Here is a 7601-nt window from a genome sequence, read left to right on the forward strand (position 1 = left end):
CTTGTTGCACTAAAGTATAGCCAAATTCTCGTGCCTTTTTGATCAAATTTTTTACAGCTCTCTCCTTATATCGTGTTTCATAGTATTCCATTCCTTTTTCTACATATTCTTGTCCGTATTTGAGCATACTATAAAATATGCATGCTATTTTTCTTGCAGTAGCTGTTATTGCTTTTGGTGCTCCTAATCGTTTTTTTAATCTCCTGTAGTATGCACCCAATGAACTTTTACTATTTCCTACAGAATTAGCAGCCATTCGAAATGCATTCGCAGCACGATTAATGACTTTACGCGTTCTTGTGCTAAACACTTTTTCTCCTGTAATTTTATTGGCAGGGCTGAGTCCTAACCACGATGAAAAGTGTTTTTCTGTTGACCATTTATTATGGTTTATACCAGTTTCTGAAATTATAGTCTGTATACTTAGTATATCAAGCCCTGGAACTTTAGTAAAATCCATACCAGTTATTCGGTGCAGTTCCTCGTGCAAAGCAAAGTCAGGCTTACTTTTTCTGTGCTTATTCTTTTCCTTACTCAACTGTTTACTTTCGTTAGATTTTGTTTCAAACGTTTTGTAATAGACCTCAATATTTCTATCACATTCTGCTATTTTTTCTTGATAAATATTATATAGTTCAAATTCTTGCTTTAGCGTGAATACATGTTCCTCTCTATAATCGCCAGCTAACGCTTTTGCTATAGTAGACTGATCATTTTTTATTCGTGCATCCCTGAATTGAGCCAATTTCCCAGAATCTCTTTCGCCTTTAATTATAGCCTTGATAATTTTCATACCAGTTACTCCTGTTATATCTCTTATAACTCTATGCAGTTGTATATTCATTTGAATTAATGCCTTCTGCATACGCAGAACATGTGTAGATGCACTTTCAGTGAGGTTCTTACGTTGTCGCACGTAACTACGCAATACACATATCTGGCTATCTGGCCTAAATGACCCTTGGAGTAATCCATAACTATGTAGTTGTTGTAACCACTGACAGTCCTGAACATCTGACTTTCTCCCAGGTACATTTTTTACATGTCGCGCATTTACCAACTTAACTTCAAAACCGTAAGATTCCAGTATTTGAAACAAAGGAATCCAATATACACCAGTTGATTCCATCGCTACGGTTGTAACTTTACACTTTTTTAACCACCTTGCTAAATTATGAAGGTCTTCAGTGAAGCAGCCAAATTTTTGAACACGTTGCTCATCTCTTCTCTCGGGTATACATACATAATGTACAGCCGAACCAACATCTATCCCTGCTGCATCAGGATTCATTACCTCTAATTTACTTTTTGTCATTGTAATTGACCTCCTATAACTTATAATGAAGAAGTATTTAAGCTTGGGACGGTTAGATTATACAATCTTCTAATCGAGGTAGTCGTAATAGACTCCATCAGTGGTTTAACCGTTCCTCCAAAACCATGCTCCCAAACGGGCACTCTAGCACCATTGAGCGTCCGGTTATAACTGCAAAAATACTTCTTAATAAATTATATTTAAAAATTGTTATAGCACTGGATAAAATAGTTTCTTTCAGGTTTAACAAGATTTTTCCTTGTTCGATGCTCCTATCTGAAATTCAACTATTTCAAGTGGAGAGCTTGTGCTTCTATTTTCAATCCTATGGGAAACTTCCCTTGGGATTTCTATCATATGGTCTTTTACTATAGCATATTCTTTGTCGCCTAAACTAACATATCCAACTCCCGATAGTACTATATGGTATTCATCTCTATAATGATGGAATTGCTTAGAAGTGCAGCTTAATGGATTTATAAAAAGATATTTTATAAGAAAATTTTCGCTCATTAAAATTATACTATAAAATCCCCATGGCTTGATTTCTCTTCTTATCGCTTTTGCTTTCTTAACCTTATTAATAAACAATAGTAGGCTTTTGTTTGGTTGCTTATAAGCTCCACCCAATAAATTTTTATTACTTTCTGTCGTTAAAACTGGTTCTTTTTCTCTAATCACATGCTGAAATGACACCGGTTCTTTGCTAAACTTCTCACTCAATTCTAAAACTGAATTCCAAGTTCCAACATCCAACCAATCGAAATTAGCCTCTACCATTGTAATGTTCTTTGCTTTTTCCATTACCAAGTAATCAATGGATATGCCTTCAATTCCTGCAAAATCTCGTTGTTTTAAATACAGAAATCTCTCTTGCGGTATGAAATGTTTAAAACATAAATTATAAAGACTTGGGGCAGATTTTTTGATCTCATCTATATAGCGTTTTGCTTTGAACACAAATATTCCAGAATTCCAATAATAATCATTACTTAATACGTGCTTAGGTTTCTCTATGAAATCCTTTACTATATGATACTTTTCCTTATGATCATAAACTGCATTTATATAGCCGTATTCAGAATCAAATTTATGAAATTTGACTCCAAAAGTAACTATAGAGTCAGCCTCAGAGGCTATCTGAGACGCTTTTTGAGCGGAAGCGTGAAAATTATTTAAATCACCTATAAAATGGTCTGAGGGCAAGACTAACATTATCTCGTTTTCATTGCAGAGAAGCGCAGCAATTAATATCGCTGCTGCTGTTCCAATTTTCACTGGTTCGAAAATCACTTTATATTCTCGCAGCGCATGCAACTCCTTCTTCACTAACGGCTCGTACTGCACGTTTGTGGCAATTATGGGTGGCATATAATCGCTTTTTAACCTCAACAAAGTGTTGTGAAACATAGTGTTCTGACTAAATATTTTCTGAAATTGCTTTGGCTTCGATAAAGGCCAAAGTCTGCTGCCACTACCACCACATAGTATTACAGGGCGCATATAGTTAAGAAAATTAATTAAATAATTAACATCTTATACTAAGAGCAAGATACATGCAAGTTTTTGTTGTGGGATAATGAAAGTAGAAAGTAATTTAAAGTAACGGTTAGTTAAATGGAGGCATGTGGGCCTGCTTTTGCTGTGAGTTTCTTTTATTTTGCTCTCTCTCAATGTGAGTATTGCTGCTCTTCTGATTTCCAAACTCAGCTATTTTTTCATTAATTTTGTTTTGCAACTTTTCCTTTAAGCTTTCTCCAGTATCTGGTTTTCTAGATTTATCTATACTTTCACTACTTTTGTTTAGCCCCTCTTCTAATTCTTTCTCAATGCCTGACCTTCTAGCGTTAAGCTCATCCCATGTGCCCACTATACTAAGTGGCTTATGATCCTTTTGCCCTGGCTTTAGCCTTTCTCCACCTTTAATAACATTAAAGTCACTTTTTGCTTCTTCCCAACATCCTTTCAATTGGTGTTCCCACATAGTGAAGTAAGCATCACCATACTTCTTCTTATCTGCTACAAATAATAAAATTGGAGCCTTAAGTATGGTAGCTCCCATATTCACTAAATTTTTTACTGCCATTGCAGGAGTAAATAAAAGATAACCAAAAGACTTTGCAATTGGGTTTTGTTTGCTTATTAAATGCTCCCCTAATTTTATAGGAAGAGAGGTCAACAATTTAGTACAAACTTTAGCCAAGCTTGTAGCAAAAACGATAGGAACAGATATGAGACTTTTATCTAACTCCAGTTTACCGTTCTGGTCTCTAATTTCAGAAAAACTAGTGCTTAGTTTCTTATAATCACTAGTGTACAATAGCTTGCCATTTCTTCCTTGCTCATCAATAACTTCCTGAACCTTACCTTTTTCATTTCTTACCTCTTTAGTTAGCACAGAAGAGTTGGTTAATTGAAAAGGGTATTGAGGATTCTCGGATTTTTCAGCTTCAAAAATTGGCAAGTGTTTTTCAAGATCTATTTTTGAAAACTCAGATGGCTTATAAAATTTACTATAATCATTAACCTCACGCCTACCTTTACTAACTAAAAAGTCAATGGTAAAATAAGACCTATCGTCCGTTTCCTTGACAAGAGTCAATTCAAAACTTGGTTTTCTTCCATCCGTGTCTGTCTTGCCATATAAAAGTTTATATATAGTCTCACCCTCGCTATTCTTAGCTTCTATAATTTTCCCAGATTTTACAATTTCATCGTAATTTTTTGGGTACCGGCATTTCCTCCCATCCTTATATACCATTACCTTTCTGAGGTCTTTGACATAAACTTGAGATTCAGGTGAAGTAAACAGATCCTTTACCTTTAGCGTAAGGCCCGTTCCCCACTTTTTCAATGTCTCTAACATATTGCCAAACCAAAATCACTAAGCACTATAGTCCAATAATAAAACCAGTATGCTAAGAATATGTTAACACAGAATAGATGATTTTACAAGAAAATATGCTTGTAAAAGAAAAAAATCGTAAAAGTAAGAGCTATATAAGTGATGCTCGACAAGTACTTTATACATGTAATCGTAAAAACTCTTAGAGGTACACTGTGTATGTAATCTTCGCATACTACTTGCATTCCAAGAACTGCATGCCAGAAAATACAAAACAATAATATAACAAAAAATAAAAGCTCTAGAGGATGATCAATGGCCTGAAATAATTTTTCATTAAAAGACAAAGGGCTATCAGCATAAAGTGCGCAAGAAAATGAATAGATAAACCAAGGAAATAAAAACAGTAAAATTACTGCGGAAACGCGCTGGCCCCACCAATGATGTACTGAATTTCCAAATTGACTCATATAAACATAAATAAAAAAGCAATAGTAGAAAGAAGTAGCGTTACTGTCAGCAGTATAGCACTCCTTGAAACGCCAGTAATTTCTAAATTAAGCCCAATATCCCACAATAAATGACGAATACCATTAAGAAAATGATATACAAAACTTATAAAACATAAGACATAAGCTAATTTAGCAACAGGAGTGAATAATAATGCATTTAAGTACCTTACTATAAGTAACTCAGGAAAGTAAACATGTAATATGAAATACCAAGAAAGTATCATTAATAAAAGGAATAGCAAGACACCAGTCAATCTGTGCATAATAGAGAAAAAATTAGTAACTTGTACTTTATATATTTGTAAATGTGGAGAAAGAGGCCTATCACTCATAAAATTCCGTTATCGGGAAATTAAAATAAAGTAGAAGTAAAGACAGCAGTATAGCACATAACAACACCATCATTAAAAATGATAAGTTATGCGCAAAGCCTAAGGAGGTAATCCAGCTGCAGATTCCCCTACTGCTACCTTGTTACGACTTCACCCCAGTCACCGATCCCACTTTAAATAACTCCCTCCTTGCGGTTAGGTCGTTAGCTTCGAGTGAAACCAATTCCCATGGCGTGACGGGCAGTGTGTACAAGACCCGAGAACGTATTCACCGTGGCGTGCTGATCCACGATTACTAGCGATTCCAACTTCATGCACTCGAGTTGCAGAGTACAATCCGAACTGAGATGGCTTTTAAGGGATTAGCTTAGCCTCGCGACTTTGCAGCCCATTGTAGCCACCATTGTAGCACGTGTGTAGCCCACTCCATAAGGGCCATGATGACTTGACATCATCCCCACCTTCCTCCAGTTTATCACTGGCAGTTTCCTTAAAGTCCCCAGCATTACCTGATGGTAACTAAGAATGAGGGTTGCGCTCGTTGCGGGACTTAACCCAACATCTCACGACACGAGCTGACGACAGCCATGCAACACCTGTGTGAAATCCGGCCGAACCGACCCTATCCCTTCGAATAGGTATAATTTCCATGTCAAGGAGTGGTAAGGTTTTTCGCGTTGCATCGAATTAAACCACATGCTCCACCGCTTGTGCGGGTCCCCGTCAATTCCTTTGAGTTTTAATCTTGCGACCGTAGTCCCCAGGCGGAATGTTTAACGCGTTAGCTGTAATACAGAAAGTAAACTTCCCATATTTAACATTCATCGTTTACAGCGTGGACTACCAGGGTATCTAATCCTGTTTGCTCCCCACGCCTTCGCGCCTCAGCGTCAGATTTGAACCAGATAGACGCCTTCGCCACTGGTGTTCCTCCTAATATTTACGAATTTCACCTCTACACTAGGAATTCCTCTATCCTCTTTCAATCTCTAGGTTAGCAGTTTTAAAAGCAGTTCCAAGGTTAAGCCTCGGGATTTCACTTTTAACTTACTAACCAGCCTACGCGCCCTTTACGCCCAATAATTCCGAATAACGCTAGCCCTCTCCGTATTACCGCGGCTGCTGGCACGGAGTTAGCCAGGACTTCTTCTGTGAGTACCGTCATTATCTTCCTCACTAAAAGAGCTTTACAACCCAAAGGCCTTCTTCACTCATGCGGCATGGCTGGATCAGGCTTTCGCCCATTGTCCAATATTCCCCACTGCTGCCTCCCGTAGGAGTCTGGACCGTATCTCAGTTCCAGTGTGGCTGATCATCCTCTCAGATCAGCTATAGATCATTGCCTTGGTAGGCTATTACTCTACCAACTAGCTAATCTAACATAGGCTCATCTAATAGCAATAAATTTTTCCCCCATAGGGCGTATACGGTATTAGTTGCCGTTTCCAACAATTATTCCGTACTACTAGGTAGATTCCTATACATTACTCACCCGTCTGCCACTAAGTTATACCATAGCAAGCTACAATATAACTCCGTTCGACTTGCATGTGTTAGGCCTGCCGCCAGCGTTCATTCTGAGCCAGGATCAAACTCTCAAATTTAGACTTCAACCTATAAAAGGTTGAGGGTACATCGGATAAATCCGACAAAAAATAATTTAGCTTAATACTGCTGTCTTTATTTCTACTTTAGAAATATTTTAATCTCCAACTATTCAAACAACTTTGAGAATATTATTATGTGATATAATCACTATGTCAATATGTTTTTGCAAATCAAAAGCATTAATGTATAAATATATAACTATTTGGAATATTACCATGAAAAAACACATCTTTCTGCTTGCACTCGCACCAATGTTAGTTGGCATCACATTATACTTATTGCGCAACATTGATAACACAAAACAATCTATAACTGCAGGTGACAAATTTTACGAAGTATTATTCTTAAAAAAAGATAGTAAGCCGCTGCTAGAAGAAATAGATTCAAATTGGGGGTATTTAGCAAATTTTGAACACGCATTCAATCATATCTCAGATTCAATGCCAACAGACACAGCATCTATTATTTATAATGATTTGGCAGATGATAAAGATGCTCCTGATGTTTTGCGTGAGTTAGCACAATACTTAGAAGTAATGAGCTTACTTCACTCCAACGGTGAAAAAATAAATAAAGATAAAATTGATAATTTAGAATCAAGTGCAGTGTATCCTTATTCAAGCCAAGAAGCTATCGCTGTAGTAAAGATACATAATAACGACATTAAAGGTGCAACTGAAATATTGCGTTCCCTATTAAATAACAGAAAATGCCCTATCCTAATCAAAGCTAATGCACAAGAACTACTCAGGATATATGGAAGTTAACTCATTAGACTTTTTGTATAGTTTTTGGTAACAACCGTTAGAAACGAAAAACTACTTGACAAGCCTCGCCAGCCCCCTTATCATGATATTGAAGGTATTCAGTTATCTTCATCTGTGCAGATTAAACAGCAAGAAAACAACATAGTTGGCGTCTTATTTTTAATTTTTTGCACTATGTGCACCTTATGTCTTCACAATATTTCTAGGTTTTTACCTACACAA

At 36.7% G+C, this 7601-nt stretch carries 6 protein-coding genes and 1 rRNA gene; 1 reads left to right on the plus strand and 6 read right to left on the minus strand.

Features of this window, described 5'->3' with window-relative positions; all coding sequences use genetic code 11:
- The 6 genes from OZD67_RS03055 to OZD67_RS03080 all read right to left on the minus strand — a co-directional run.
- A partial coding sequence (locus OZD67_RS03055; RefSeq protein WP_274999611.1) for an IS110 family RNA-guided transposase occupies positions 1-1321 on the minus strand: 1321 nt, incomplete at its 3' end.
- 237 nt (positions 1322-1558) lie between these two features.
- Complete coding sequence (locus OZD67_RS03060) at positions 1559-2818, minus strand: sugar phosphate nucleotidyltransferase (protein WP_182182645.1); 1260 nt, start codon at positions 2816-2818, stop codon at positions 1559-1561.
- Between the two features lie 106 nt (positions 2819-2924).
- Entirely contained in the window at positions 2925-4181 is a 1257-nt protein-coding gene (locus OZD67_RS03065; RefSeq protein ID WP_182182643.1) for a hypothetical protein, read from the minus strand.
- Positions 4182-4264: 83 nt separating this feature from the next.
- Positions 4265-4630 carry a succinate dehydrogenase, hydrophobic membrane anchor protein gene (sdhD, locus tag OZD67_RS03070; protein ID WP_182182642.1) on the minus strand — a complete coding sequence of 122 codons (366 nt, stop codon included), beginning with the start codon at positions 4628-4630 and terminating at the stop codon, positions 4265-4267.
- Positions 4627-5004, minus strand: a complete 378-nt coding sequence (gene sdhC / locus OZD67_RS03075) for a succinate dehydrogenase, cytochrome b556 subunit (protein WP_182182640.1) — start codon at positions 5002-5004, stop codon at positions 4627-4629. The genes sdhD and sdhC overlap by 4 nt, the downstream gene beginning before the upstream one ends.
- 100 nt (positions 5005-5104) lie before the next feature.
- Positions 5105-6608 (minus strand): 16S ribosomal RNA (locus OZD67_RS03080).
- 153 nt (positions 6609-6761) lie between these two features.
- Between OZD67_RS03080 and OZD67_RS03085 the strand changes: the two genes are divergently transcribed.
- Positions 6762-7379, plus strand: a complete 618-nt coding sequence (locus OZD67_RS03085) for a hypothetical protein (RefSeq protein ID WP_182184068.1) — start codon at positions 6762-6764, stop codon at positions 7377-7379.
- Positions 7380-7601 lie beyond the last annotated feature (222 nt).

This window comes from Wolbachia endosymbiont of Drosophila nikananu (assembly GCF_028981865.1).
GTDB classification, from domain to species: Bacteria; Pseudomonadota; Alphaproteobacteria; order Rickettsiales; family Anaplasmataceae; genus Wolbachia; species Wolbachia pipientis_B.